Genomic DNA, 24,891 nt, shown 5'->3' with positions numbered 1-24,891 from the left:
GTACGGCAGTCGCCGGCGCCGCGCACGGATGCCGCCGGCAGCGGCACCGCGATCCGTCGGCCGTCGGCGTCGTGGCCGCCCCGTCCCTCGTCTCCCGTACCGGCACCGCGGCTCGCCATGACCGCACCCGCCTACCCTCGTACCCATGACAGCCCGCGCAACCGCCCTCCCCCACTCTCGACTTCGCTCGAGCGGGGGGACCCCCATCGTAGGCACAGTCACCCGCGGGACGACCAACCCCAACCGGCTGCGCCGCATGGACCGCTGGATCGTGGCGACGCACGGGGCGGAGCTGCGGCGGGCCGACGAGCCCCTCGCCGTCGATCTCGGGTACGGTGCCGCGCCCTGGACGGCCGTGGAGCTGCTGGAGCGGCTCCGTTCCGTCGCCCCGCACGCGCGTGTGGTCGGGGTCGAGATCGAACCGGCGCGGGTCGCGGCGGCCCTGCCGTACGAGCGGGAGGGGCTGGTGTTCCGGCACGGCGGGTTCGAGATCCCCGTACCGCAGCGGCCGTCGCTGATCCGCGCGGCGAACGTGCTGCGGCAGTACGACGAGGCGCAGGTCGCCGAGGTGTGGGCGCGGCTGTGCGGGCGGCTCGCGCCGGCGGGCGGGGGCTCCCGGGGCGGGCTGTTGGTCGAGGGGACCTGCGACGAGATCGGGCGGCGGCACGTGTGGGTCGCGCTCGGGCCCGAGGGGCCGCGGACGGTCACCTTCGCGGCGCGGCTCGGTTCCCTGGAGCGGCCGTCCGACCTCGCCGAACGGCTCCCCAAGGCCCTCATCCACCGCAACGTGCCCGGCGAACCGGTGCACTCCTTCCTCCGCGACTTCGACCGCGCCTGGGCCGCCGCCGCGCCCTACGCCTCCTACGGCGCCCGTCAGCGCTGGATCCGCGCGGTGCGGGACCTCACCGCCGACTGGCCGGTGGTGGACGGTCCGGCGCGGTGGCGGCAGGGCGAAGTGACCGTGGAGTGGGGGGCCTTGGCCCCGCTGGGGTGAACGGGCGGCCTGCGGGGAACGATCTCCGTCGGCCGTTCGTCACACGGGCGGGGAAATCGCCGTGACAGGTCATGACCTGGAAGGAAAGGGAAGAAGTACGGGCAGTACAGCCCCTGTCGTTTTCTGTGTGGACATGGCACGATCCCCCAGGCGTCCGTAAGTTACTGACGGTCAATCAGATACGGGATGTGGGGGCAGGGGTATGGGAGCGGGCAGGCGAGCCCTGATCACGACGGCAATCACGGTCGTCTGCGCGGTCACCGTGCTGGCGGCACCCGGCATCGCCTTCGCGAGTCCGTCGCCCACACCGACCCCCTCGACGACCGCGTCCTCAACCCCGGTGACCAACAAGGACCTTGAGGCCGTACGCACGAAGCTCGACGACCTCTATCACGACGCCGCCGTCGCCACCGACGCCTACAACGCGGCCGAGGAGCAGGCGCGGAAGCAGTCCGCGCAGATCGTCGAACTGGCCAAGAAGATCGTCAAGGGCCAGGAGAAACTGGACGAGTTGAAGGACCGCGCCGGTGCCGCGGCCCGCTCCCAGTACCGCACGGGCGGGCTCCCGGACGAGGCGCAGCTGATCCTGAGCGACAACCCGCAGGCCTTCCTCGACGGCGCCGGCCGGATACTCCAGGGCCAGCGCGCCACCAAGGGCCTGATCGCCGAACTGACCCGCGCCCAGGACGACTTGAAGCAGTACACCGCCGACGCCTCCACCCAGTGGCAGCTGCTGGAGAAGAACCGCCAGGCCAAGGCCGCGGCCAAGAAGACGGTCACCACCCAGATCGCGGCGGCCGAGAAGCTGGAATCCCAGCTGGAGAAGAAGGAGAAGGAACGTCTGGCCGCGCTGGAGCAGCAGGCCGCGCTGAAGGCGCAGACCGACTGGCTCGACTCCGGTGTCCTCAAGGACATCAGCGGCAAGGCGTCCGCCGAGGGCAAGGCGGCGGTGGCGTACGCGACGGCCCAGCTCGGCAAGCCGTACGAGTGGGGCGCCGAGGGCCCGAAGTCGTACGACTGCTCGGGGCTCACCTCACAGGCCTGGGCGAGCGCCGGCGACCCGATCCCGCGCACCTCGCAGGAGCAGTGGAAGCAGCTGCCGCACGTGGACGTCAAGGACATGCGCCCCGGCGACCTGATCATCTACTTCGACGACGCCAGCCATGTCGCGATGTACATCGGCGACGGCGCGATCATCCACGCCCCGCGCCCCGGGCGTACGGTGACGATCGCGGGGGCTGGCTCGATGCCGATATTGGGTGTTGTGCGACCGGATGCGTGATTTGCCCGTCCGACAGGCGCGGTTGCGACCGGTGACCCCCGCCACGTGACCCAGCACACGCACCATCCGCCCCAAACCCCGGCCCGGCGTGACCTTCGTCATCCCGGCCCCACCACCGTCCTGCCCAACTGCGGTACGGAACACGGCATATGACTGTGGCCGCCTGCCGGGCGACCTGCCTCACACCATTCCTTTCCGGCGCCCACTACCGCTATGGTCCCGGTCGGTGGGTCGAGGTCCCTCGCCCCGCCGCGCCCTCGGGGGGAGGGAAGGAAACAGGACGATGCCCGCACCCATACCGCGGCAGAGAGCGATCCCGGCCGCGGAAAGTGGTCAGGCGCCGGCCGCACCCACGATCGGCGACACCTCGGGAGACACCTCCGGGGCCACCACCGGCGAGCTGCCGGGGAGCGCTTCCCAAGGCACGGAAGCCCCGCGCACGGAGACCCCGCGCACGCAGGACACGGTGAACGACAGCACGGTCACCGGCGCCGGTCCCGCCGGTCACCTCACCCTGCTGATGATCGAGGACGACCCCGGCGGCTCGCCGATCGTGCCCGAGCTGCTCGACCCCACCGGCAAGCCGATCCGGGTCCGCACCGCCCGCAACCTCACCGAGGCCGAGCGGCTGCTCACCGACGACGTCCACTGCATCCTGCTCGACCTCGCGCTGCCCGCCCCCGGCCGGGCCGCGGACGGCGCCGACGACGAGCTGGCCGTGCTCAGGCACGTGCTGAGGATCGCGCCCCGCCACGCCGTCCTCGCCCTCACCGCGTCCGGCGACACCGAGCGCGGCGCCGAGGCGGTCCGGGTGGGCGCGCAGGACTATCTCTTCCGCGACGAGCTGGACGGCCGGCTACTGAGCCGCGCGATCCGCTACGCGGTGGAGCGGAAACGTTCCGACAGGGCCGAGCGCAAGCTCACCGAGTCCAAACTGCGGGCCCAGGAGAACGCCCGCCTCGAACGCGGCCTGCTGCCCACGCCCCTCCTCGAAGGCTCCCCCCTGCACTTCGCCGCCCGCTACCGCCCCGGCCGCTCCCGCGCGCTGCTCGGCGGCGACTTCTACGACACCGTGCGCACCCCCGACGGCACCGTGCACGCGATGATCGGCGACGTCTGCGGCCACGGCCCCGACGAGGCCGCGCTCGGCGTGGAGCTGCGCATCGCCTGGCGGGCGCTGACGCTGGCCGGGCTGTGCGGCGACGAGCTGCTCGGCACGCTCCAGCAGGTCCTGGAGCACGAGCGCTCCGACGACGAGATCTTCGCGACGCTCTGCACGGTCGACATCGCCCCCGACGGCCGCCGCGCGGGCCTCTGCCTGGCCGGCCACCCGTCCCCGCTGCTGGCCCGCCCCGGCCGCCCGGTCGAACTCCTCCCCTACGACAACAACGGCCCCGCCCTCGGCCTGCTCCCCGGTGCCCGCTGGCCGCGGATGCAGGTGGAGCTGGGCGCGGAGTGGAGCCTGATGCTCTACACCGACGGTCTGATCGAGGGCCGGATCGGCGAGGGACGGCGCGAACGGCTCGGCCAGGACGGCATGGTGGCGATGGTCCGCCGTCAGCTCGCGGAGGGCCTGCGGGGCGAGGAACTGCTCCGGGCCGCGGTGAACGAGGTCCGCGACCTCAACGGCGGCGAGCTGACGGACGACGTGGCGGTGGTACTGCTCGACCGGGCGCCGTGACCCCGGCTGTCCGGCCGTAGGGGCTGGTCGGGCCGTAGGGGCTGGTCGGGCCGTAGGACGTCAGCGTCCGCCGTTGTACGGGCCGTAGGGGCCGTCGCTGCTGGAGCCGCCTCTGCGGCTGCGGCCGCCCCCGGGGAGGCCGCGGAGGGCCGGGCGGACGTCGACCATGTACACGATCGTCGCGACGAGGCCGATGATCGGCAGGAACGACAGGATGTTGAAGATCAGGTTCACCACGAAGGCGAGCCCGAGGATGATCAGCCAGAACGGCTTGGTCTTCTTGTCCGCCGCGCGGTAGGCGTCCTCGCGGCGCGTCGCGGCGTCGACGAGCGCGAAGCCGCTGAACACGATCAGGGCGGTGCTCAACAGCCACATGAACCCTGTGAAGCCCTGCATCAGCACTACGTCCACCACCAGACTCGGCTAGTCATTACGCGGTCACCGTACCCGCAACCGGATTGCCGCTGAAGACAGAACGGGCCGGGCACCCTTCGAGTGCCCGACCCGTCACCGATCACCCGTTCGTGTCACTTCGCGGGCGGCGTGGTCTTCTTCGCGGTGGTCTTGCGCGCCGGAGCCTTCTTGGCGGCGGGCTTCTTCGCCGGGGCGGCTGCGGTCGGGGCCGGGGCCGGAGCCGGCTCCTCGGCCTTGACGACGACCGGCTCGGGGTCGGGCTCGACCGCGACGGCCAGCTCCTCGATCTCGTCGGCGGCCTCGCCGCGCCAGGTCTTCACGGCCTGCTCGCCGTGCTCGGCGACCTTCTCGTACGCCTCGCGGGCCTTGACGGCGTACTCGGCGGCGACGCCGACTCCGCGCAGCGCGAAGTCCTGGGCGGACTCGCCGAACTTCTTCAGGTCGGCGTCGAGCGTGCTGCCGAGCTTCTTGAGGTCGCCGTCGAGGCTGGTGAGGAACTCGTTGACCTTGGTCTGGAGGGTCTCCTGCGCCTCCTTGGCCTTGGCACTGGCCTCCTTGGCGCGGGCGGCGGCCTTCTCCTGCACGGCCTTCGGGTCGGTGCCGCGCACGGCGTCGATCCGGGCCGGGGCCTCGGCACGCAGCTGCTCGACCAGGCCGGGAACCTTCTTGGCCTGCTGGAGGGCGAGGTCGGCGGTGCCGGCGGCGAAGTAGAGGGGGGTGGGGTCGCTCAGGGTCTTGCGCAGGTCATCGGTGATGGCCATGGTGATGGTCCTTCCCGGTTGCTATCAGCTGAGGGTTTTGTGTTGCTTCCGCGCTCGGCGGACGGGCCGTGTCGTCAACAGGATGTGTGTCGTCGTCACCCGGCCGTCTGCTCCCGCGGGTCGGCGTCGCTGCCGTCGGCACCGTCGCTCACGCCGGGACCGCTCTCCGCGCCTTCGTCCCCGTCGGCGATCTCGAACCCGTTCTCCTTGCGGAAGGACTCGTAGATCTGAAGCAGCACCTGCTTCTGCCGTTCGGTGAGCGTGGGATCGGCGAGGATGACCGCACGTGTCTCGACCTCGTCCCGGTCCCGCTCGGCGTCGAGGATGCCGGCCCGCACGTACAGCGTCTCGGCGGAGATCCGCAGCGCCTTGGCGACCTGCTGCAACACCTCCGCGCTCGGCTTGCGCAGCCCGCGCTCGATCTGGCTCAGATACGGATTGGACACCCCGGCGGCATCGGCGAGCTGCCGCAGGGACAGCTGCGCGGTGCGCCGCTGTTCCCGCAGATACTCACCAAGATTGCCGACGTTGAGCGATGCCATGCCTTCACCTTGCACCACCCCTGCTAACTTTTGCAAGCACCCGCTTGCAAAAGTGCGCCACGCCACTCGCCCACCCGTGCCAGGATGCGCCGATGGAGATCACCGACGTCACGCGTGCGATCGCGGCCGCGACTTCGATCGCCGTGTCGCTCGACCTGCCGGCCGACGGCGGGGTCGTCCTGCACAACTCGAACAAGCTGGCCCTGCGGCTGACGCCGTGCGACGTCTTTGCCCGGGTCGCCCATGTGGGGGAAGAGGTCGCGCAGTTCGAGGTCGAGCTCGCTCGGCGGCTCGTCGAGGTGGGAAGTCCGGTGTGTCCCCTGGAGCCTCGGGTGGAACCGCGGGTGTACACGCGGGACGGCTTCGCGGTGACGTTGTGGACGTACTGCGAGCCCGTGTCGCCCCACACCGCACCGGTCGACTACGCGAAGGCGCTGGAGCAGTTGCACGTCGGCATGCGCGAGGTCGATGTGCCGAGCCCGAGGTTCACGGACCGGATCGCGGAGGCGGAGGCGGTCGTCGCCGACCCGGTTCGCTCGCCCGAACTCGCCGACGCGGAACGCGTGTTCCTCGGCGGCAGGCTGGCGGACCTGAGGCGGGCGATCGACGAGCGCGGGGCCGTGGAGCAGCTGCTCCACGGCGAGCCGCATCCGGGCAATGTGATCGGCACGGCGAACGGCCCGTTGTTCATCGACCTCGAGACGTGCTGCCGGGGACCCGTGGAGTTCGACCTCGCCCATGTTCCCGAGGCGGTCCCGGAGCACTACCCGAACGTCGACCAGGGGCTGTTGGACAAGTGCCGGCAGGTCGTCCTCGCGATGGTCGCCGCGTGGCGCTGGGAGCTCGGCGACCAGTTCCCGAACGGGAGGCTGTTCGGAGAGGGACTCCTGCGCGCCCTGCACGAGGGTCCGCCCTGGCCGACACTCGACGCGCTGCACGAGCGACTGGGCGACTGAGCGGCCCGTAGAAACCCTTGGGGTCGCTACGACTGCACCTCGTCGAAGACCGCGATCGCCTCGGCGGGGTCCGGGCTCACCAGGCGTTCCAGGCCGGCCGTCGTGATCCGCGCCCACTTGCCGGCCCGGGCACACATCCGTTCCTCGAAGGCGCGGACCGTCGGGTCCAGGTCTCCGGGGGCGGTGGCGATGGACTCGGCGAGTTCGGCGCCGTCCAGCATCGCGAGGTTCGCGCCGACGCCGAGTGGGGGCATCAGGTGGGCGGCGTCGCCCAGGAGTGTCACCCCGGGGGTGCGGGGCCAGGTGTGGGAGACGGGGAGGACGTGGAAGGGGCGGTGGGCGAAGGCGGTGCCGCGGCGGAGGAGGTCGAGGACGGGGGCGGACCAGCCGTCGAACAGGGTCAGCAGGCTCGATCGCACCGCCTCGGGGTCGGCCAGGTCCACGTCCAGGTCCTTGTGCCAGTCCAGCGGTGCGCGGAACTTGGAGTACACCTTCACGTGGCCACCGCTGTTGCGCTGCGCGACGAGGCTCCGGTTCGCGCCGTACACCGCCACGGAACCGTCGCCGATCAGCCGGGCGAGGTCGGGGTGACGGGTGTCGACGTCGTCGAGGGAGGTCTCGAGCGAGGTGACTCCGGTGTAGTGCGGTGCCACCGGTGAGACCGCCGGGCGGACCCGGGACCATGCGCCGTCCGCGCCGACGACGAGGTCGTACGTCTCCTGCCGCCCGTCGGCCGACTGGACGAGTACGCCGTCCCGGCCGCCCGGCACCACCCGCGTCACGCCCCACCCCCATCGCACGTCGAGCGGGCCGATCAGCAGGTCACGGAGTTGGCCGCGGTCGATCTCGGGATTGGCCAGGTCGTCCGGACCGGGCCGCCAGTCGCGCAGGACGGTGCCGTCCGGGGCCAGGATGCGCATGGCCTGGCCCTCGGGGCGCGACAGCGACAGGAACTCCGCCAGTAACCCCGCCTTTTCCAGGGCGAGTTGACCCAGCTTCTCGTGCAGGTCCAGCGTGCCGCCGGGAGGGCGGGCGTCGGGGGCGGGGTCTCGTTCGAGGACGGTGACGGGGTGGCCGTAGCGGTGCAGGACCCGGGCGAAGGTGAGGCCGGCGGGGCCGCCGCCGACCACGGCGATGCGATGTCTCATGTCGATACACTGTATTGATGCGAGTCGGTGTATCACAAGAGTACGACGCATCAGTACGATGCATCCATGACTGTGTGGGACCGCCCGGAGCCGCCGACCCGGCCCGTGCCGCTGGACCGGGAGCGGATCGTCGCCGCCGCCGTCGCGCTGGCCGACGAGGGCGGGCTGGAGGCGGTGTCGTTGCGCAAGGTCGCCGCCCGGCTGAACGCCGGTCCGATGCGGCTGTACGGCTTCATCTCCACCAAGGAGGAGCTGTTCGACCTCATGGTGGACGAGGTCCAGGCCGAGATCCTCCCCGAGGAGCGGCCCGGTGACTGGCGGGAGGCGCTGCGCGTCCTCGCCCACCGCACCCGGCGGGCCGCCCTCCGCCACGAATGGCTGGCCGACCTGCTCGGCGGCCGCCCGAGCCTGGGCCCGAACGGCCTCGCCGTGACCGAGGCCACGCTCGCCGCCCTCGACGGTCTCGCCGACATCGACACCGTCATGCGCGCGGTGGAGACCGTCAGCGCGTACTTCACCGGCGCGATCAGACGCGAGATCGCGAACGTGCGGGCGGAGCGCGCCACGGGCCTCTCCAAGCTCGACTGGCAGCGCGCCCATGGCCCGCACGTGACGAGAATGCTGGCGACGGGCCGCTTCCCGACGCTGACCAAAGCCGTCCACGACGGCACGGACGTGGACCCCGAGACGTCCTTCGCGACCGGCCTGGACTGGGTCCTCGACGCGGTCGCCGCCAGACTCGACGAGCCGTCGGCGTAACCGAGCGGACCGGATCCTCTACGGCGGACCGGATCCTCTACGAACGGGAGCCAACAGCCCTGCGCAGCCACGACCGTTCGGGGCAAGGAGCGTCCCGCTCCCCGCTGACGTCGAGCCCATGATCGTATGGCTCAACGGCACCCATGGCGCGGGCAGGACGACGAGTCCGCTCGTCGTGGAGAGCGCCCGGCGCGTACTCGACCACACGGGCGGCACCCTGGTCGTTCCGATGACCGTCCTGGTCGAGCAGTACTGGCGTGAGATCAGCGCGGGTCTGGCCCAACACGCCATTCCGGTACGGCACTTCGTCCTCCACGCGGATCAGGAAACCCTTCGCGGACGCATCGCGCGCGACACCACCCACCTCACGCCCGCCCAAGCCGCCCTGCGGATCGCGGAGTCCGTCACGGCGTGAGGCCCGGCTGGCAGTCCGACCAGGCGGGTTGGCTGAGGAGTGGCTTGAACCGGGTGAAGAGGGCGAGGAGTTGAGGGCCCGAGCGCTCGCGGAAGGCGAAGTCGTGGCGGGCCAGGTCGAGTTCGTTGGCGACGGTGAGTTCGGCGAGGTCCTGGCGGAGCCCCAGCTCGGGAGTGTGAGTACGGCCGGTGAAACGGTCCCGGAAGACCCCGTCGGCCGCCGCGAGCCCCGGATACGTGGCCTTCCTGTCGCACGCCCCGTAGAGATACACGATCCCCTCCGCCTCCGCGCCGATCACCTCGGCGAGTTCGGCGCGGCCCGTGTCCACCGGCAACAGGGCGGTGGGGAAACCGTCGGTGCCGTAGCAGGCGTGGCACAGGCCCGCGAGTTGGAGGGCCGGGCGGGCGCCCCATGCGGCGAGGCGGTCCCGGACGCGTTGGAGGTGGGCGAGGAGAGTGCCGCCGGGGTGCGGAATGTCGGCGGCGCCGAGTCGGAGGAGCAGCGCAACGGCCGTATCAACAGCACGGGGAGAGTGACCAGTTGACGTAGGAGAGTCAGACACGAACCGCTGTCCTTCCGTCGCGCGCCGGAGGTAGGAGCCAGGAGGTGGGAGGTCGGCACCCGTCCGTGTCTTCGCCTTGGTCCGGACCCGGCGAAGGCGCCGGACGGGTTGCCGCCTGGGCCCTGCACTGAGCATGGTCGAGTCCGTGACCCCGGTCAATCCTATGGATTTCCGTCAATACCCAAGCTGTAGCTTGGAGTTGTGACTCTGGAGGATCTGCGTGTCTTCGTGGCCGTGTGCCGGGCGGGAAGTCTCAGCGCCGTCGCCCGCGAACTGGGCCGTACCCAGTCGGCGGTGAGCCAGCATGTGAAGCGGCTGGAGCGGGAGGCCGGCATGAGCCTGCTGGAGCGCCGGCCGCGAGGTGTCGTACCGACGGACGCGGGGCGGGTGTTGTGCGAGGCCGCCTCGGAGAGTGTGGCCGGACTGGAGCTGGCCATGCGGCGGCTCGGGGACCTCGTCAACGGCGACGGCGGCTCGGTGCGGGTCACGACGGGCGGGACCACCGTGCGGCACTTCATGGCGGAGGCGGTCGTCGCCTTTCGGCAGCAATATCCGAGGGTGGGACTGGAGTTCCGGACCGAGACCTCCAGCCGCGCCTGCTTCGACGCCCTCGCCGCGGGCCACCTGGACCTCGCCTGGGTCACGATCGACGGACCGGTGCGCGGGATCGAGCAGCGTCCCGTCGTGGACCTGCCGTGGGTACTGGCCGTCCGCGCCGACGATCCGCTCGCGGCCCGGTCCCGCGTCGACCCCGCCGAACTCGACGGCATCAGCCTCATCCGCCTGCCCCCGAACTCCACGTCGGGCGCCCGTCTCGACGCCGCGTTCGCCGAACTCGGCGTCCACAGCAGCTCCGACACCGGCGTCGCCGACTGGGACACCGCCCTCCTGCTGGCCGAACTCGGCCTCGGTCACGCCGTCGTACCCCTCCTGCCCGGCCGGCGGACACCCGGCACCGGCCCGCTCCGCCTCGTCCCCCTCCCCGGCCTGCCCCCGCTCCCGGTCGGCTGGGCCGTCCGCCGCTGGGACGCCCTCACCCCGCTCGCCCGCACCTTCGCCGACACGGTCGCCAGGAGTTGTACGGAGAGGGCCGCGCGCGCCCTGCAGTCCGAGTAGGGCTTGCCCGGCGGATCAGCTGCAAGGCGGAGGGAGTCGACGTGGAGTGACGGGCGGGCCTCTCGGCGTCCGGTGCGGCGAGAATGCGCGCGGGGCGGTCGGGGCGGGCGGGACTCTTCGAACACGGCCTAACGGCAAACCCGTTGTCAGTGGCGCCGCGTACCGTCGGAGCCATGGTTGATCAAAGCCTCTCCCCGTCGCCGATACGGGACTTCGCGACCTGGGCACCCCTGCTGCGGGTGCTGCGCGCCGACCGCGAGAAGCGGGACGCCGATGAGGCCGGCGCGTCCCGAAGGGCCGCCGGATCCGTCCGCGTGGCGGGCAGCATAGGTCGGCACGGCTGGAGTCTGGACCTGCGGCGCCCGCGGCCGGCACCGGGCCGGGCCATGCAGCTCGAGGACGTGCAGGAGGAGCACGACGCGGCGGAGCGGGTGCAGGGCGCGCTCGCGGACACTGGAATCGACGAAGTCGCCTTTGCCGCGGAGATCCACCGGACCGGACACGTCGTCCTGCGCCTGTTCGAGGCCGGCCCGGCGGTCGAAGCGGGCGTCGGCACCCCGCACCCCGGCGCGCTCGTCCTGGTCGAAGGTGCCGTTCCGGAACCCTGGCGCCGGCTCCCCGACCCGGTGACCGGGGCGGCGCCCGCGCCCTCGGCGGACCCGGAGGCGCTGGCGAGAGCGCTGCGCGAGCGGCTGCCCGACGCCATCGGTGCGACGGAGGAGGAGATCGCCGCCGCCGAGACCCGCCTCGGGTTCGCGCTGCCCGCCGAACTCAAGGCGCTCTACCGCGTGACCCGGGCCCGTTGGGAGGACCACGGCGACGACTACGAAGCGGCGGACCGCGAAGCCGAGGCGATCGGCTGCGAGCCCTTCGACCTGGACGGCCTGCGCGTCGCCGACGCGTCGTACCGCCGCACCACCTGGGGACTCGGGGCGATGGAAGCCGTCGACACCCCGCCCGACGCGGCGGTGCAGGGTCTCGTCGGCTCACCGGGCTGGATCGTCTTCGGCATCGGCGAGGGCGGCGACCCACTGGCCGTGGACCTGACACCCGGTCCTCGGGGGCACACGGGACAGGTCATCCTGCTCGCCCGCGAGGAGGACACCGGCGCCGAACTGATCGCCGACTCGCTCACGGACCTGGTGCTGGGCCGGACCGCCGAAGAAGCAGAACCCGCCACCCGCGAGGCGCGGCGACCACCCGCCGTGGCCCGGGTCAACATCCGCGACTTCCAGAGCGTCGAGGCCGCCGCGCACCCCGATCTCGAAGTGCTGTCCATCGGGGTGTGGGAGGGTGCGCCGTTCAGCCTCGCCCCGGTCCTCGGGCTGCCCCGCCTGCGGACCCTGACCGCCTACCCGGGCACGCTGGCCGACCCGTTGGAGATCGCCGGGCTCACCGGACTGGAGTTCCTGGAACTCGGCCCGGAGGACTGGCGGGTTCTGCTCGACGCCGACGCCGTGCCCCGCAGCTTGTCGGCCGCCGAGATCATCGCCCACGGGAAATGGGACCCGCTGCCGTACGTGACCCTCGCCAACGAGATCCTCGCCCTCCGGGACCGCCCCCAGATCGTCCAGACCGTCCTGGAGGGAGAGCTACCGGCTAACTGAAACCACCCGCACCGCCATCGCCCTCGTGCCCCGTCCAGGCCCGCAGCTTGTCCGGGTTGACCACCAGCCACAGGTCGGTGATCAGCCCGTCGCGGACCTGCGCCGCGAGCACGGCGAAGGTCGTACCGGCGATGCGGACCGCGACGCCGGGCATGCCGTTGACGTCCTCCTCGACGAGTTCCATCTCGGGAGCCCGGCGCATGAGGCCGAGGAAGAGGCGGGCCACCTTGTCCCGGCCGACGACCGGACGCAGCGCGGCCCGCACCTTGCCGCCGCCGTCGCTGCGCGACTCGACGTCGGGGTCGAGCAGGGCGACGAGCGCGTCGAAGTCCCCGGTCTCGCACGCCTCGCGGAACGCGGAGACGACCCGCCCGTGCTCCTCGGCCGTGCCGGCGCCGGGCGGCTTGCGGGCGAGCCGGTGGCGTGCGGACGAGGCGAGCTGGCGACAGGCCGCCGGGGTGCGGCCCACCGTCTCGGCGATCTCGGTGAACGGCAGGCCGAAGACGTCGTGCAGGACGAAGGCGACGCGCTCCGCCGGAGTCATCGAGTCCAGCAGCACGAGCATGCCCATGCTGACGGACTCGTCGAGCGTGATGCGGTCGGCGGGATCGTCCGCGCCCGCGCCGCCCGTGCTCGACCAGGTGCCGCTGTGCCGGACCGGCTCGGGCAGCCACTCACCGGTGTAGCGCTCGCGCCGGGCCCGCGCCGACCCGAGCTGGTCGAGGCAGATCCGCGAGGCGACCCGGGTCAGCCACGCGAGCGGCGCCTCGATCTCCCGCTGCGCCTCCTCCGACAGGGCGTACCAACGGGCGTACGTCTCCTGTACGACATCCTCGGCGTCCTGCACCGAACCGAGCATCCGGTACCCGAGATTGAGCAGTCGGCGGCGCTCGGCCATGAGGGAACCGAGGGTCGGATCCTGACCCGAGTTGGACACGGCGTGATCACCCTCCCTGGACAGTGGGCGGCTGCACGTGCTGCACGAGCCATTCGTCGAACGTCTGGCTGCCCCGCGGCCCCAACGGCCCGCCGGAGAGCGGAAGTTGCCCGTTCCCCGTCATCGCCGCCCCGGTCGCGCCCGGCATCCGCACCGGCAGCAGCAGCCGGCGCTCGTGCCGAGCCCGCAGCAACCGGCGCACCATGTCGACGAGTTGCTCGACGCGCGGCCCGGCGAGATCGGGGGCCATGCCCCGGGCGGGGGCGAGGGCGAGTTCCACCAGGTGCCGGGCCACTTCACGGGCCGCGACCGGCTGGGTCCGCATCCGGGGCACCACGGCGACGGGCCCCGGAACCCGGTCGAGGGTCTGCGCGGCGAACTCGTGGAACTGGGTGGCGCGCAGCACCGTCCACGGCAGCGGGCCGTTCTCCACGACGGCCTCCTGCCGGAGTTTGCCCCGGTAGTAGCCGAGGCCGACCCGGTCGATGCCGACGATCGACAGCACCACGTGATGCCGTACGCCGGCCCGTGCGCCCGCGTCGAGCAGGTGGTGCCCGGCGGTGTCGAAGAACGCGACGGCCCTCTTCGCGCTGGTCGTCGTCACATTGCTGACGTCGATGACCGCGTCCACCCCCTCCAGGGCGGCATCGAGCCCGGCGCCGCCCGCGAGGAGGTCCACGCCCCGCGAGCGGCTCAGCACCACCGGTTCCTGTCCGGCCGCGGCCAGCTCTTCGACCACGTACCGCCCGACCAGCCCCGTCCCGCCCGCCACCGCGATCCGCATACCGTCCCGCTCCTTCACCTGGTGTCACCCCGTCGCGCCGAGAGGGCGGTCACCGGCACCAGCAGCAGCGCCGCCGGCAGGACGAGCGCGGCCAGGAAGACCACGTTCAGGACCTGGTCCCGCGTCCCGTACATGTCGAGGTGCTGTACGTGATAGCTGAAGTGCAGCACGTTGAAGACCAGCCACACCGCACCCGTCGTCTGCACCAGCCTGGTGTTGTGCACCTGGCGCAGCGCGACGAGCGTCAGACAGGCCAGCGCGAGGAACATCGCGCCCGCGTCCTTGGCGAGGTGCTCGTTGTAGGGCCCCAGCTGGGGCAGCCAGCTCAGTCCGAGCCCCGGGAAGTTCGCGTACCACCCCGTCGGCGAGAAATAGGCCCAGGTCCCTGTGTACAGGCTGACCACGGCCAACAGGCCGAGGCTGACGTACCGGATTCTGTTCATACGCCTACGACGACGCAGCCCCCGGGAATGTCAGGGCCGACGACGGGTGGGCGCCTCCCGCACCATGAACACGTCCACCGGATCCTCGCTCTCCACGGCGAACCCGTGCCGCGCGTACAGCCGCCGGGCCGGACTCCCCCGCAGCACGTTCAGCCGCACGACGGGGACACCGTCACGGTCGCACCGGTCCAGCAACTCGCCCAGCACACCGGACCCGATCCCGGCGCCCTGGAACTCCGGCGCGAGGTAGAAGTGCTCCAGCCAGTGGCAGCGGGCGTCCGCGTCGGGTCGTAGCGCCACGCATCCGGCGAACAGGCCGTCCACCTCAATGACCCAGGTGTGCCCCGGCTCGAACCCGTCCCGGAGCCGCTGCCGCACGCGGTGCGCGTCGTAGCGCCCGAGCCGTTCGAGATCGTCCCGCAGCACGACGGCACGCAGCTCGGCGACCGCCTCGACGTCCGCCGCCGACGCGGGGCGTATCTCCCAGTCCGCCATGATCACCACGGTAGCGCGGGCCGGTAAATCGATGGATCACCCATCGGCCCGGATGCTGGAATGACGCGATGCACGACGACGAAACATCGCAGGTCATCGACCGCGGACAGCACGAGGACGCCAAAACGCCCTGGGATCAGGAGACTTGGCGGAACGCGGCCCTCGGCTGGGCCCGGCGCGAACTCGCGGCGCGGGGCCTGCGCGAGACGGGCCGGCTGAGTGTGCGGTTGCGCCCCTGGTCGGTCCTGGTCCGGATCCCCGTCGAGGGGTTGGCCGAAGGTCCCGCCACCGTCTGGCTGAAGGCCAATCCGCCGGCCGGAGCCTTCGAGGCACCGCTCACCGCCGCGCTCGCCCGCCGGGTCCCGGAGTACGTCCTGGAACCCCTCGCCGTCGACGCCGACCGCGGCTGGTCCCTGCTCCCCCACGGCGGCGAACTCTTCCGCCAGTTCCTCGACCGCACCCCGGCCGACCCCCGCGCCTGGGAAGAACCCCTGCGCCAGTACGCGACGATGCAACGCGCCCTGATCCCCTTCGCCAAGGACCTCGAACAACTCGGCGTCCCCAGCGCCCGGACCACGTCCCTCCCCGAAGTCTTCGACGAGGTGGTCCAGTTCATCGAGGCCACCACCGAACCGGCCGTCGATCCGGCCGAGTTGCATGCTCTACGGCCCCTGCTGCGCGAACTCTGCGCCGAACTCGCCGAGTTGGGCATTCCCGACTCGCTCGACCACTCCGACCTGCACGACGGCCAGTTCTTCCACCCGGCCCCCGGCCGCTACACCTTCTTCGACTGGGGCGACGCGGCCGTCTCGCACCCCTTCTGCAGTTTCCTGGTCCCGGCCGGACGGGTCCGCGAACGGTACGGCCCCGAGGTACTGCCCCGCCTGCGGGACGCCTACCTGGAACCCTGGACGGGAAACGGCCACACCCCCACGGAACTCCGCCGCGCCCTGACCCTCGCGACCCGCCTCGGTGTCCTCGGCCGCGCGGCAGCCTGGAACCGGCACTTCCCCGGCGCCTCCGCCGCGACCCGCGCGGCGGGCGCGACGGAGAGCGCCAAGACACTGCTGCAACTGTCGTCCGAGGAGCCCCTGTTGTAGGGAACCCCGTCACCGATTGGCCGCCACCCACGCCTCCACCGCCGCGAGATCGGCATCCGTGATCCCGTACCGATGGTCGACGCGCCGCAGCAGGGCCCGTCCTGGGTGATGGGCGCTCACCCAGTCGCGGTCGGCGTCCCCGATCTCGTCGTCCACCCAGACGAAGGGCCGCCCGGCGGCCCAGGCGACCAACGGCCGGGTCTTCCAGTGCAGCCGCCCGCCCGCACCGTCCCCGACCCCGTCCTCGGCCGGGTCGGGCCAGTCCACCAGGGGGAGTTGGGGCAGACCGAGCCAGGGCGAGACGCACGTGTTCGCGTCGTCCATCCAGGTCGTCGCCCACACCAGTTCGCACCGCAGGGCCGCGAGTCGTGGTCCGAGCGAGGGGTCGATGCGGGTCAGCAGCGGCGGGGCGTCGGCTGCGGGCGGCGCGAAGCCGGAGTCGTAGACCGGGTACGGCCGGGACGCGCCGAAGGGCAGCAGCGTCCCGTCCACATCGAGGAAGAGAAGCATCGGAAGACCTCTCTCACATCACTCCTCGAAGCCGCCCGCGCGCAACAGCTCGTCGACCCGCGCCCGATGCGCCTTCTCCCAGTCGTCGAGGGTCTCGGCGGACTCCTTCTCCAGCCGGGCCCGTGCCCCGGCGAGGATCTCCGCCCGACGGTCGCCCGGTACGACGACGATCCCCTCCTCGTCGGCCACCACGATGTCCCCGGCGTGGACGGTGGCTCCCCCGCAGCTCACGCGCTCGTTCAACGGCAGTACGGCCTTCTTGCCGCCCGGGATCGGGATGACACCGCGCGCGAAGACGGGGAAGCCCGCGGCCCGCACCTCTCCCAGGTCGCGGATCACGCCGTCGAGGACGAAGCCGGCGATGCCCCGCCGTTGGGCGATGGCGCAGACGTTCCCGCCGGCGAGGGCGTGGTCCAGGTCCCCCGACTCCACCACGACGATCGAGTCCGGCGCGGCGCGATAGATGGCGGCGTGCAGCATGAGGTTGTCGCCGGGCGGGCACCGGACGGTGAACGCCGGCCCGGCGAGACGCGGCAGCGGACCCCACAGGGGCCGGATGCCGATGTCCATGACCCGCTCGCGGCCGAGCAGTTCGGCGAGCGTGGTGGTGGGGATGTCCTCGAAGTCGGTGAAGTCGGTGGCATCAGTCATGCCCCGGACGCTACCGCTCCGTCCATGACTGCCGGGTCGGCCGTGTTGACCCAGCGCGCGAGTGCCGCGGCGATCCGGGGCCTGCTCGGAACCTCGGCCAGGCCCAGGGGGCCCGCGGCGGCCGTCATGATCGTCTGGAGTTTCCGGACCGCCGACGGGAAGCGGGCCCATTTCACGGTCGATCCGTCGCGCAGGGACAGCGACAGCCGGATGACGTCGGTGAACACCGACTGCGCTCGCTTGAAGGCGAGGATGCGGTTCAGGTCCTCCGCCCAGCCACGCGCGCTGCTGGGACGTACTCCACGGACGGCTCTCGCCCAGTCCTCGGCCATCCGGCGTTCCTGGTCCTCCGGATAGGACATCAGGTAGAGGTGGGTGGCGAGGTCGTAGAGCGGGTCGCCCAGCATCGCCAACTCCCAGTCGATGGACCAGAGTTGGTTGAGCGGGTCGAGGACGAAGTTCTCCCGGTGCAGGTCCGCGTGGAGCAGGCAGAAGTCGCGTCGCGTCAGCCCGGAAACGTTCTTTCTGAGCTGGACGAACGCGTCCGGGTGAAGGCCGAGTTCCGTGAAGAGCCGCCCGAAGTCCGGGGAGTTCTTCGCGTAGACCTGTTCTTCCACGAAGACGATGAGGCGCTCGAGGAAGCCGTCGCAGTCCCCGTCGTCCGGGCGGTCCTTGGCATCGCAACTGCGGTCCACCTCAAGGGTGTCGGGCGTGACCTGCGCCAACTCCCCGAACAGGTCGACGATCTGGCTGTGGACCCCCTCCGGGATCCGCCGGTCGCCCCACGGGCGGGACTTGAGGGTGCGGCCCTCGATGAAGACCTGCAGTGCCATGCCCTCCACGTCGTGGATGACGGGGATACGGCTGATCCGGCCGTGCAGCTCGCGGAGCAGGGCCTCTTCGGACCGAAAGCACCTGCGGTCGAACCACAGGATTCGTTCGCGCGGTTCGCGGAGCTTCACGATCCGCGTCTCGCCCGGCATGGCCAGCACATACGTCTCGTGGTGGTAGCCCTTGAGGGGCCCGGTCACCACGCCGCGTTCGCCGACCAGTTCGTCGGCGCGCTGCCGAACACCGGTGAGTTGGGGTGTCATTCGCTGGGTTCAGCCCGTTCCGGTTGAGCCGATGAGTAAGGGATGAGGCACGTTACTCCAGAGGCGTCAAGCAACGCCGGAGAACCCGCCCATTGAACCGCCGCGAGCGACGAGACGCACGTCCGACCGGCATCCGGACCGGCCGAACGGACCCGGACGGACCCGGACGGGCGCGCACCCCGGGCCGGACTCCGGTCGTTGGAGAGCACAAGCCCCTGCGGGACGGACTGTCGCGACGACTAGGAGCCCCATGCCCGACGCGACCGACGGCCGGGACGCCTTGCCGCGCCTGCTCGCCGGCAGCCGTGCCGTGCTGTTCGACTTCGACGGACCCGTCTGCGATCTGTTCGGCGGTGTGTCCACGCGGGACGTGGCGGAGCGGGTCAAGGAGGTGGCACGGCAGTACTGGGACCGGCTCGACCCGGACATCGAGTCCTGCTACGACTCGCACGGCATCCTCCGCCGGCTCAGGGACATGTACGAGCGGCGGGCCGCGGAGAGGCTCTCGCCGCAGCCGCTGGAACTCGCCGAGAAGATTGTCACCGAGCAGGAGACCGAGGCGGTCCGGACCGCCACGCCCGCTCCGCATCTCGTCACTCTCGTCGGCCTACTGCGCGAACTCCCGCTGCGGCTGGCGGTCGTGAGCAACAACGCCGAGGATCCGATCCGTTCCTATCTCGAACAGCCGGGTTTCCGGGGGAGGTTCGAGGGTGTCTTCGGCAGAGACCCGTACGACGCACGGCATATGAAGCCCCATCCGCACTGCGTGCACCGGGCGCTCGCGCACCTCGGCCTTCCCGCTTCCTCCTGTGTGGTGATCGGGGATCAGCTCACCGATCTGGAGGCGGCCCGGGCGGCCGGCACCGGCTTCGTCGGATACACCGGGGACGAGCGGCGGGCCGGGGAGCTGCGGCGGGCCGGGGCGGACGCCGTGGTCTCCACGCATCGTCCGCTCATCGCGGCGGCCGCGAGACTCAGGCTCCCGGCTCGAAGGTGAGCGGCCCCGTCCAGACGGAGTCGAACCATTCCCGCATCTCCCGCACGAACACCGTTCCCTGCGCATTGGCATTGGCGTCCATCACATGGTGGGTGAGTCCGGCACCCAGGCCCTCGACATCGGTGACGCCGTTGATGACCTGGCCGTCGTCCAGCGTGATGGTCCGTTCGTAGGCCCGGTAGTTGCCGAACACCGCCTCTGTCGCGTTGAGGAGATAGAGCTTGGTGTACGGCAGCAGCTTTCCGTGCCGCATCTTGAACTCCACGGAGGGCACGCGTCCCTCCGTCCGCAGACCGTCCAGCACATCGCGCACCGCCGCGGTGCTGCGGTTCGTGATGCCCATGAACCGGGCCTTCAGCCGGTCGTTGTGCAGGCCGTCCGCCGTTCGCCAGTACGGGAGGTCGAGCGAGGGGTCGGGCAGCACCATCCGCAGGGCGATCCGCTCCGGGGCGATCTCCCCGGCCCTGATCCGTTCCGCCTGGATGAGGATGTGCGCGCTGAGCGACTCGGACGTCAACGTGAAGACGTCCAGGGTCACTTCGGGTTCCCCGAAGGCGTGGTCGAGGAGCGGGCGCAGCGTGACCATGCCCTTGCTCGTCGGTGACTGTATCCGCTGCCCCTTGACGACCCTGGTGCCGCTGCCCTGGCGGGTCTCGATCCAGCCCTCGCTTCGCAGGTCGCCGAGGACCCGCTGCACGGTGTCGCGGGAGACCTTGAAGTCCTCGGCAAGCTGCCGCTGCGAGGGGAGGAACGAGCCCACGGGATAAGTACTGCCGTCGTTGATCTGCGCCCGCAGCTCACGGGCGACGCGCTCGAACTCCCTGCCGCCGCCGTCCTCGCCACCACCCTCACTCACACGGCGACCGTACCGCTCCGTCCGGCCGGGCAAACCACTTTCAGTCAAATCACCCACCAACTCGACGGCCGGTTAAGGGATCAGCAGTCCAGGGAACAACCACATCACGTCAACCAGTCCAATTGGACTGGAAGTTGATCGCTTCACTGGAAGCGGTGGCTTGGGGGAGTCATGATCGCCACTGAACTGCTGTACCGCGTCTCCGCCATGGCTGTCGGCCAGCTGATCCAGACCCGCTACGGAGCACCGGGCGCCCTTGCCCTCATCCTCATCGGGGTCGGCGTGAAGGCACGCAGTGCGTCCTGTGCCTCCGTCGGCGCCGTGATCCTCGTCCTGCTGATGACCCAGGCCTGACCGGACGCTACAACTGCCGTACCAGGTCGAGCAGCGGCCGCAGCGAATGCACCACGGAGTCCGCGCCCGCCCGGCGCAGCAACGTTTCCTTGAATTCGTTACGCGCGTAGCCGAGGAACGGGATGCCCGCCCGGCGGGCCGCTTCGAAGTCCGAGGGGGTGTCGCCGATCATCAGGGCGTCGGCGGGGTGGGCGCCCATCGCGCGCAGGGCGCGGTTGAGGCAGTGGGGGTTCGGCTTGAGGAGGTCGAGGTCGTTGGTGCGGCCGTAGACGTGCGGGGTGAAGCACTCCAGGAGGCCCCGGCCGTGGAGGTACTCCGTGACCGTGCGCGGGGAGTTGTTGGTGGCGACGGCGAGATGGATGCCGACGGCGTTCCAGGTGCGTATCAGCGGGTCCGCCCACGGGGTGGGGTACGCCGAGTCGACGGCCTTGAGCTCGTGCTGGGTGAGCAGCTCCTCCAGTTCGTCGACCAGATCGCTGCGGGGATGCCGCTTGTTGACCGCGTGCAGGACGACGTGCGGATCGGGGTGCACCCGCTCGCTCTGCGTCAGCAGCTCCTTCAGCCCCTGCCGCTCCAGCCAGGACACCAGGTCCTTCGCGACGCCCTCCGCCGAGAGCCCCGCGAACAGCCGGCAGACCGGGCCGTCGAAGTCGAAAAGGACGAAGCGAGCGCCGGTGATCAATTCGCGTACGTTGCCTGTCTCTTCTGTCACCGGAACAGTCTGCGCCGTATCAGGAGTCACTAGGAGAGTGTCAGGTCCGTCGTGATGGTTTCCCAGAGGGCGTCGAACCACTTCTGCGATTCCTCCACGAAGGCGGTGTCGCGCTGACCCGCCTGCCGCTGGAAGGAGAAGAGGAGGGACTGGCTGCCGACGGCGTCGTACATGTCGAGGGTCTGGCTGCCGTACTCCTCCTCGCGTCTCGTGAGCATGTAGTAACCGAGCAGCGCCTCCTCGCCGTTGAGCAGATACAGCTTGACGGGCGGGGTGAAGGGCAGCGCCCGGAAGGTGACCTTGACGTCCATGCCGTGGGTGGCGCGCAGGGCCAGCAGGTTGTGCTGGAGCACCTGCCCCTGGGCATTGCGCAGATCCAGCCAGCGCTTGTGGACCGAGTCGTCCTCGCCGGTGTCGTCGACCGGGACCGGGAAGGCGAGGGCGATCTCCCTGGACGGGACCAGGATGCGGACCTCGATCGACTGGGGGCTGAGGCGGCCCTCGTGGATCTGGCGGAGGGTTTCGCCGATGGCCACCATCAGGGTCTCGGCCGTGTGGCACACGACGTCGATGCGGACGTCCGTCCCCGAGAACGCCTCCGCCAGCCGCGGCGCCAACCCCACCATCGTCGGCTGGGGCCGGTCCGGCCCGGGCGCGTGTTCCGCGATCGTGGGCGGACTCCCCTTGCTGACGTTGGTGAGCAACCCGGCCTCCTGGAGAACCCGCAGCGCTTGTCGTACGGCTCCCCGCTCCACGCCGAACTCCTCGGCCAGGGCGGTCTGGGTGGGCAGGCGGTCTCCCGCCTTGAGGTCGCCGGCGCGGATACGGTCGCGTAGGGCGTCGGCGATCTCCTGGGGCGAGAAGCTTCTGCTGCCGTTCACTGCCACGTTCTCCTGGGTCACGACCAAACGGTATAACTCTGCCCCATCTAAGGGGAGTTGTTTGGAACTTGATTGCGAGTAGGTGTGAGTAGGTACCAAACGGGAACAACTTAAGCAGAGTTGGCTGCCAACTTATCCAAGTTGGTGGAAGTTTTGCTTCCGCAGCCCGAAGGGGGAAACACCGTGCCTGCCATCGCCCTCCTGTCCGCCGTCTTCGTCGTCGGCTTCGAACAGATCGTCCAGTGGAAGTTCGGCGCCACCGGCATCATCGGCCTGCTCCTGCTCTCCATCGGCATCAAGGCCAAGAGCCCGGCCATCAGCTCCATCGGGGCCGTCGTCCTGGCCCTGCTGTTCACCGGACCCGCCCTGTGATCCGTAAACCGCCCTCCGGATCAGCCACCGCGGGAGGCGATCAGCTCGTCAGCCTCAGCTCCGAACTGATCGTCTCCCACAGTGCGTTGAACCACAGCTGGGACTGTTCCACGAACGTCGTGTCCCGCAGCCCCGCGCCCTGCTCGAACGCGAAGAGCATCGACTGGGTGCCCTCCGCGTCGTACATCTCCACCTGCTCCTGACCGAGCTCCTCCTCGCGCTGGCTCACCGTGTAGTACGCGAATAACGCCTCCGAGCCGTTGAGCAGGTACAGCTTCACCGGAGGCGTGAACGGCAGCGCGCGGAACGTGATGTTCACATCTATGCCGTGCGTCGCGCGCAGGGCCAGCAGGTTGTGGCTCAACACCTGGCCCTGCGCGTTGCGTTGGGCCAGCCAGCGGCGCTGCGGCCGGCTGTCCTCCGGGGAGTCCACCAGGGACGGGAACGCGAGTTCGATGTCACTGCTCGGCAGCAGCACCCGCACATCGATCTTGGCCGGATTCAGCTCCCCGGCGTGGATCTGACGCAGCGGCTCGCCGATGGCCAGCGTGAGCGAGATCGCCGTCAGACACAGCGCCTCGATCTCCACGTGCGGCTGCGCGAAGGCATCCTTGATGCGCGAGGAGAGGCCCACCATCGTGGGCTGCGGCGGGGCTCCGGGGCCGGTCAGGGCCAGTCCGAGGTCGGGGGCGACGGTCGCCGGGCTCCCCTTGGACACATTGGTGAGCAGTCGCTCGGACTGCAGGATGCGCAGCGCCTGCCGTACGGCCCCGCGCTCGACGCCGAACTCGTCCGCCAGCTTGGCCTGGGTGGGCATGCGCTGGCCGGGCCGCAGGACACCGGACTTGATCCTGGTGCGCAGCTCGTCGGCCAGTTCGCGGTGTGACCGCTGTGGCCGTGGTGACCTCGACCGTCCATTGACGGTGGCGTGTTCGGGCTCCACGACCAAACCCTACAACTTCTCGCCATCTTTGGGCAGTTCATGGAAAGGTGGTTATGAGACGCATCCAAGAGGAGATAACTAGAGAAGAGTTGGTTACCAACTTAGGTAACTTGGCCGACCGGACCTCTCTCCTGGAGGGGAGCCGAGAGCCCGGTCGGTCAGCTCCACCGCACGACGACAACCACAACTGAACAGCTACGGATGAGTCCACCCACCCGCCGCCAACCGGCCGCACAGCGAGGAGCGTTCAGAAGATGTCCGGGCACCAAGGCCGCCTGGACGTACGCAGCAGGGCGTCGGCCACTCGGGCGGCGCCCGCTCGTTCTTCCCGCACCCGGCCCAGCGCCGCGAGCCGGACGGCCGACTCGTCTCCCAGCCACAGCGTCCCCAACTCCCGCACGTCTAGGGTGAGTTCGGCGCTCTCCGCGGTCGGCGCGCAGGACGCGCCCCGCGCCGAAGCGTCCAGCCGGTAGCGCCCGCCCGCCAGTCCGGCCCCGTCGGTCACCTCGAGGACCAGCGTGCCCTCCCCCTCGTACGACCGCGCCTCCATGGCCCGTACGACATCCAGGATCCGCACCCACAGCCAGTCCGCCTGTGTCGTGATGGTGGCCGCGCGCGGGTCCGGCAGGAGGTGGGGCAGCAGGTCGTCGGGGGAACGCCAGCCCGACTTCACCTTCGTCACCCAGTCGATCGAGCAGAGGTAGTGCCAGAGGGCGCGTTCGGCGGCCGGGGTCGTGGCGATGAACCCCTTCACGGTGGCCGTGTCCAACGGCTGCTTGGCGTCGGTCCAGGTGTCGTCGCAGACGTACGCGGCCAGTCCCTCCACCTCACCGCCGGGCGCGCGGTAGACGGCGTAGAAGGGCTCGGTCCAGGGCGCGCGCGTCAGGCTGAGGACCCCCGTGTGGACCTGCCACCAGCGGTCGTCGCGGGTGATCGCACCGGGCTGGCTGCGGCGCAGCCGCTCGTACAGTTCGGGACCCAGCTTGCGTACGTCCTCGCCGTCCACCAGGTCGATACGGCCGCCGTTCTCCGGGGCCGACCAGCGGGGGTCCAGGCCGGCGCGCTGGGCGTCGATCTCCCACTGGGTCGCGGTGGTGGCGGGGCCGAAGCCGTAGCGGCCGTAGATGCGGTACTCGGCGGCGATGAGGGTCGCTACGACGTCGCCGCGCTCCTTCGCCGCGGCGAGATCCTGGGTCATCATCCGGGTCAGCAGGCCGCGGCGGCGGTGGGTGGCCGTGACGGTGACGCTCGTGATGGCGTCGGCGGGGACGGGCGTGCCGCCCACCGCCGTGACCTCCTGGGGGAAGGAGCGGAAGGTCGCTACGCAGCGGCCGTTGTCGAAGGCGGCGAGGGTGCGGGACGGGTCCAAGTAGCTGCTGCGGTCGGCGAGTTCCGTCTCGTCGACGGTGGGGGTGCGCAGGAAACCGGTGTTCAGGGCGCGGATCCAGTCGGGGATCTCGGGCTCTGTGATGGGGCGGACGGGGAGGGCGGGTGCGGGGCTGGTCATGGGGTCACGGTAGGTCGG

The 24,891-nt window shown here is 70.8% G+C and carries 29 protein-coding genes; 12 read left to right on the top strand and 17 right to left on the bottom strand.

Annotated elements, in window-relative coordinates; all coding sequences use genetic code 11:
- The first annotated feature begins 145 nt into the window (after positions 1 to 145).
- The 3 genes from SSP08S_RS42685 (at position 146) to SSP08S_RS42675 (ending at position 3,957) form a co-directional block, all read left to right on the top strand.
- Positions 146 to 994, top strand: a complete 849-nt coding sequence (locus tag SSP08S_RS42685; protein WP_078532708.1) for a class I SAM-dependent methyltransferase — start codon at positions 146 to 148, stop codon at positions 992 to 994.
- Positions 995 to 1,196: 202 nt separating this feature from the next.
- Positions 1,197 to 2,276 (top strand): C40 family peptidase, encoded by a 1,080-nt coding sequence (locus SSP08S_RS42680; RefSeq protein ID WP_019073785.1) that lies wholly within the window; start codon positions 1,197 to 1,199, stop codon positions 2,274 to 2,276.
- 283 nt (positions 2,277 to 2,559) lie between these two features.
- The gene (locus SSP08S_RS42675) at positions 2,560 to 3,957 is read left to right on the top strand and encodes a PP2C family protein-serine/threonine phosphatase (protein WP_019073784.1); all 1,398 of its coding nucleotides are present in this window, start codon (positions 2,560 to 2,562) and stop codon (positions 3,955 to 3,957) included.
- Positions 3,958 to 4,017: 60 nt separating this feature from the next.
- On the opposite strand, the gene SSP08S_RS42670 is transcribed toward SSP08S_RS42675, so the two are convergent.
- From SSP08S_RS42670 to SSP08S_RS42660, 3 genes are all read right to left on the bottom strand, one after another.
- Complete coding sequence (locus tag SSP08S_RS42670; RefSeq protein ID WP_078532710.1) at positions 4,018 to 4,353, bottom strand: DUF2516 family protein; 336 nt, start codon at positions 4,351 to 4,353, stop codon at positions 4,018 to 4,020.
- A 131-nt stretch (positions 4,354 to 4,484) separates the two neighbouring features.
- Entirely contained in the window at positions 4,485 to 5,132 is a 648-nt protein-coding gene (locus SSP08S_RS42665) for a hypothetical protein (protein WP_019073782.1), read from the bottom strand.
- A 95-nt stretch (positions 5,133 to 5,227) separates the two neighbouring features.
- Positions 5,228 to 5,674: a helix-turn-helix domain-containing protein gene (locus tag SSP08S_RS42660; protein ID WP_019073781.1), complete on the bottom strand. Its 447-nt coding sequence runs from the start codon at positions 5,672 to 5,674 to the stop codon at positions 5,228 to 5,230.
- A gap of 92 nt (positions 5,675 to 5,766) precedes the next feature.
- On the opposite strand from SSP08S_RS42660, the gene SSP08S_RS42655 reads away from it, so the two are divergent.
- Positions 5,767 to 6,630 (top strand): phosphotransferase, encoded by an 864-nt coding sequence (locus tag SSP08S_RS42655; protein WP_019073780.1) that lies wholly within the window; start codon positions 5,767 to 5,769, stop codon positions 6,628 to 6,630.
- A gap of 26 nt (positions 6,631 to 6,656) precedes the next feature.
- Here SSP08S_RS42655 and SSP08S_RS42650 read toward each other — a convergent pair whose 3' ends face one another.
- Positions 6,657 to 7,778 carry an FAD-dependent oxidoreductase gene (locus tag SSP08S_RS42650; RefSeq protein WP_026179318.1) on the bottom strand — a complete coding sequence of 374 codons (1,122 nt, stop codon included), beginning with the start codon at positions 7,776 to 7,778 and terminating at the stop codon, positions 6,657 to 6,659.
- 66 nt (positions 7,779 to 7,844) lie between these two features.
- On the opposite strand from SSP08S_RS42650, the gene SSP08S_RS42645 reads away from it, so the two are divergent.
- Positions 7,845 to 8,537 carry a TetR/AcrR family transcriptional regulator gene (locus tag SSP08S_RS42645; protein WP_026179317.1) on the top strand — a complete coding sequence of 231 codons (693 nt, stop codon included), beginning with the start codon at positions 7,845 to 7,847 and terminating at the stop codon, positions 8,535 to 8,537.
- 118 nt (positions 8,538 to 8,655) lie between these two features.
- Positions 8,656 to 8,952, top strand: a complete 297-nt coding sequence (locus SSP08S_RS60085) for a hypothetical protein (protein ID WP_019073777.1) — start codon at positions 8,656 to 8,658, stop codon at positions 8,950 to 8,952.
- Here the strand turns inward: SSP08S_RS60085 and SSP08S_RS42635 are convergent.
- Positions 8,942 to 9,514 carry a DUF6817 domain-containing protein gene (locus SSP08S_RS42635; protein WP_026179316.1) on the bottom strand — a complete coding sequence of 191 codons (573 nt, stop codon included), beginning with the start codon at positions 9,512 to 9,514 and terminating at the stop codon, positions 8,942 to 8,944. The genes SSP08S_RS60085 and SSP08S_RS42635 overlap by 11 nt on opposite strands.
- Before the next feature lie 201 nt (positions 9,515 to 9,715).
- Between SSP08S_RS42635 and SSP08S_RS56955 the strand changes: the two genes are divergently transcribed.
- Complete coding sequence (locus tag SSP08S_RS56955; RefSeq protein ID WP_019073774.1) at positions 9,716 to 10,630, top strand: LysR family transcriptional regulator; 915 nt, start codon at positions 9,716 to 9,718, stop codon at positions 10,628 to 10,630.
- Between the two features lie 173 nt (positions 10,631 to 10,803).
- The gene (locus SSP08S_RS42625; protein WP_019073773.1) at positions 10,804 to 12,237 is read left to right on the top strand and encodes an SMI1/KNR4 family protein; all 1,434 of its coding nucleotides are present in this window, start codon (positions 10,804 to 10,806) and stop codon (positions 12,235 to 12,237) included.
- On the opposite strand, the gene sigJ is transcribed toward SSP08S_RS42625, so the two are convergent.
- The 4 genes from sigJ to SSP08S_RS42605 are packed head-to-tail and all read right to left on the bottom strand — an operon-like array spanning position 12,230 to position 14,896.
- Positions 12,230 to 13,174 carry an RNA polymerase sigma factor SigJ gene (sigJ, locus tag SSP08S_RS42620; protein ID WP_019073772.1) on the bottom strand — a complete coding sequence of 315 codons (945 nt, stop codon included), beginning with the start codon at positions 13,172 to 13,174 and terminating at the stop codon, positions 12,230 to 12,232. The two genes, SSP08S_RS42625 and sigJ, sit on opposite strands and share 8 nt — an antisense overlap.
- 7 nt (positions 13,175 to 13,181) lie before the next feature.
- The gene (locus tag SSP08S_RS42615) at positions 13,182 to 13,958 is read right to left on the bottom strand and encodes an SDR family oxidoreductase (RefSeq protein ID WP_019073771.1); all 777 of its coding nucleotides are present in this window, start codon (positions 13,956 to 13,958) and stop codon (positions 13,182 to 13,184) included.
- Between the two features lie 14 nt (positions 13,959 to 13,972).
- The gene (locus SSP08S_RS42610; protein ID WP_019073770.1) at positions 13,973 to 14,401 is read right to left on the bottom strand and encodes a hypothetical protein; all 429 of its coding nucleotides are present in this window, start codon (positions 14,399 to 14,401) and stop codon (positions 13,973 to 13,975) included.
- 30 nt (positions 14,402 to 14,431) lie between these two features.
- The gene (locus SSP08S_RS42605; RefSeq protein ID WP_026179314.1) at positions 14,432 to 14,896 is read right to left on the bottom strand and encodes a GNAT family N-acetyltransferase; all 465 of its coding nucleotides are present in this window, start codon (positions 14,894 to 14,896) and stop codon (positions 14,432 to 14,434) included.
- 68 nt (positions 14,897 to 14,964) lie between these two features.
- On the opposite strand from SSP08S_RS42605, the gene SSP08S_RS42600 reads away from it, so the two are divergent.
- Positions 14,965 to 15,996, top strand: coding sequence for an aminoglycoside phosphotransferase family protein (locus tag SSP08S_RS42600; protein WP_019073768.1), 1,032 nt, complete (start codon positions 14,965 to 14,967; stop codon positions 15,994 to 15,996).
- Between the two features lie 9 nt (positions 15,997 to 16,005).
- Here the strand turns inward: SSP08S_RS42600 and SSP08S_RS42595 are convergent, their stop codons facing one another.
- From SSP08S_RS42595 to SSP08S_RS42585, 3 genes are read right to left on the bottom strand one after another with little or no spacing between them, the layout of a single operon-like run.
- Positions 16,006 to 16,506, bottom strand: coding sequence for an HAD domain-containing protein (locus SSP08S_RS42595; protein WP_019073767.1), 501 nt, complete (start codon positions 16,504 to 16,506; stop codon positions 16,006 to 16,008).
- A gap of 18 nt (positions 16,507 to 16,524) precedes the next feature.
- Positions 16,525 to 17,157: an RraA family protein gene (locus SSP08S_RS42590; protein WP_019073766.1), complete on the bottom strand. Its 633-nt coding sequence runs from the start codon at positions 17,155 to 17,157 to the stop codon at positions 16,525 to 16,527.
- Positions 17,154 to 18,251 carry an aminoglycoside phosphotransferase family protein gene (locus SSP08S_RS42585; protein WP_019073765.1) on the bottom strand — a complete coding sequence of 366 codons (1,098 nt, stop codon included), beginning with the start codon at positions 18,249 to 18,251 and terminating at the stop codon, positions 17,154 to 17,156. The genes SSP08S_RS42590 and SSP08S_RS42585 overlap by 4 nt, the downstream gene beginning before the upstream one ends.
- Positions 18,252 to 18,501: 250 nt before the next feature.
- Between SSP08S_RS42585 and SSP08S_RS42580 the strand changes: the two genes are divergently transcribed.
- Positions 18,502 to 19,248 (top strand): HAD family hydrolase, encoded by a 747-nt coding sequence (locus tag SSP08S_RS42580; protein WP_019073764.1) that lies wholly within the window; start codon positions 18,502 to 18,504, stop codon positions 19,246 to 19,248.
- Here SSP08S_RS42580 and SSP08S_RS42575 read toward each other — a convergent pair.
- Complete coding sequence (locus SSP08S_RS42575; RefSeq protein WP_019073763.1) at positions 19,226 to 20,104, bottom strand: GntR family transcriptional regulator; 879 nt, start codon at positions 20,102 to 20,104, stop codon at positions 19,226 to 19,228. The genes SSP08S_RS42580 and SSP08S_RS42575 overlap by 23 nt on opposite strands.
- A gap of 171 nt (positions 20,105 to 20,275) precedes the next feature.
- On the opposite strand from SSP08S_RS42575, the gene SSP08S_RS42570 reads away from it, so the two are divergent.
- Positions 20,276 to 20,458 (top strand): hypothetical protein, encoded by a 183-nt coding sequence (locus SSP08S_RS42570; RefSeq protein WP_019073762.1) that lies wholly within the window; start codon positions 20,276 to 20,278, stop codon positions 20,456 to 20,458.
- Positions 20,459 to 20,465: 7 nt separating this feature from the next.
- On the opposite strand, the gene SSP08S_RS42565 is transcribed toward SSP08S_RS42570, so the two are convergent.
- Both SSP08S_RS42565 and SSP08S_RS42560 read right to left on the bottom strand, forming a co-directional pair.
- Entirely contained in the window at positions 20,466 to 21,200 is a 735-nt protein-coding gene (locus SSP08S_RS42565; protein ID WP_439654596.1) for an HAD family hydrolase, read from the bottom strand.
- Entirely contained in the window at positions 21,200 to 22,078 is an 879-nt protein-coding gene (locus tag SSP08S_RS42560; protein WP_078532707.1) for a winged helix-turn-helix domain-containing protein, read from the bottom strand. Before SSP08S_RS42560 ends, SSP08S_RS42565 begins: the two co-directional genes overlap by 1 nt.
- Positions 22,079 to 22,234: 156 nt before the next feature.
- On the opposite strand from SSP08S_RS42560, the gene SSP08S_RS42555 reads away from it, so the two are divergent.
- Positions 22,235 to 22,423 carry a hypothetical protein gene (locus SSP08S_RS42555; protein WP_019073759.1) on the top strand — a complete coding sequence of 63 codons (189 nt, stop codon included), beginning with the start codon at positions 22,235 to 22,237 and terminating at the stop codon, positions 22,421 to 22,423.
- 40 nt (positions 22,424 to 22,463) lie between these two features.
- Here the strand turns inward: SSP08S_RS42555 and SSP08S_RS42550 are convergent, their stop codons facing one another.
- Together SSP08S_RS42550 and SSP08S_RS42545 are read right to left on the bottom strand one after the other, a co-directional pair.
- Positions 22,464 to 23,372: a winged helix-turn-helix domain-containing protein gene (locus SSP08S_RS42550; RefSeq protein WP_019073758.1), complete on the bottom strand. Its 909-nt coding sequence runs from the start codon at positions 23,370 to 23,372 to the stop codon at positions 22,464 to 22,466.
- A 241-nt stretch (positions 23,373 to 23,613) separates the two neighbouring features.
- Positions 23,614 to 24,873 carry a GNAT family N-acetyltransferase gene (locus tag SSP08S_RS42545; protein ID WP_026179313.1) on the bottom strand — a complete coding sequence of 420 codons (1,260 nt, stop codon included), beginning with the start codon at positions 24,871 to 24,873 and terminating at the stop codon, positions 23,614 to 23,616.
- Positions 24,874 to 24,891 lie beyond the last annotated feature (18 nt).

It is taken from the genome of Streptomyces hokutonensis, from assembly GCF_000376565.1.
Classification (GTDB): domain Bacteria; phylum Actinomycetota; class Actinomycetes; order Streptomycetales; family Streptomycetaceae; genus Streptomyces; species Streptomyces hokutonensis.
The sequence above is the reverse complement of the archived record's forward strand: the minus strand, read 5'-3'. Positions and strand labels throughout refer to the sequence as shown.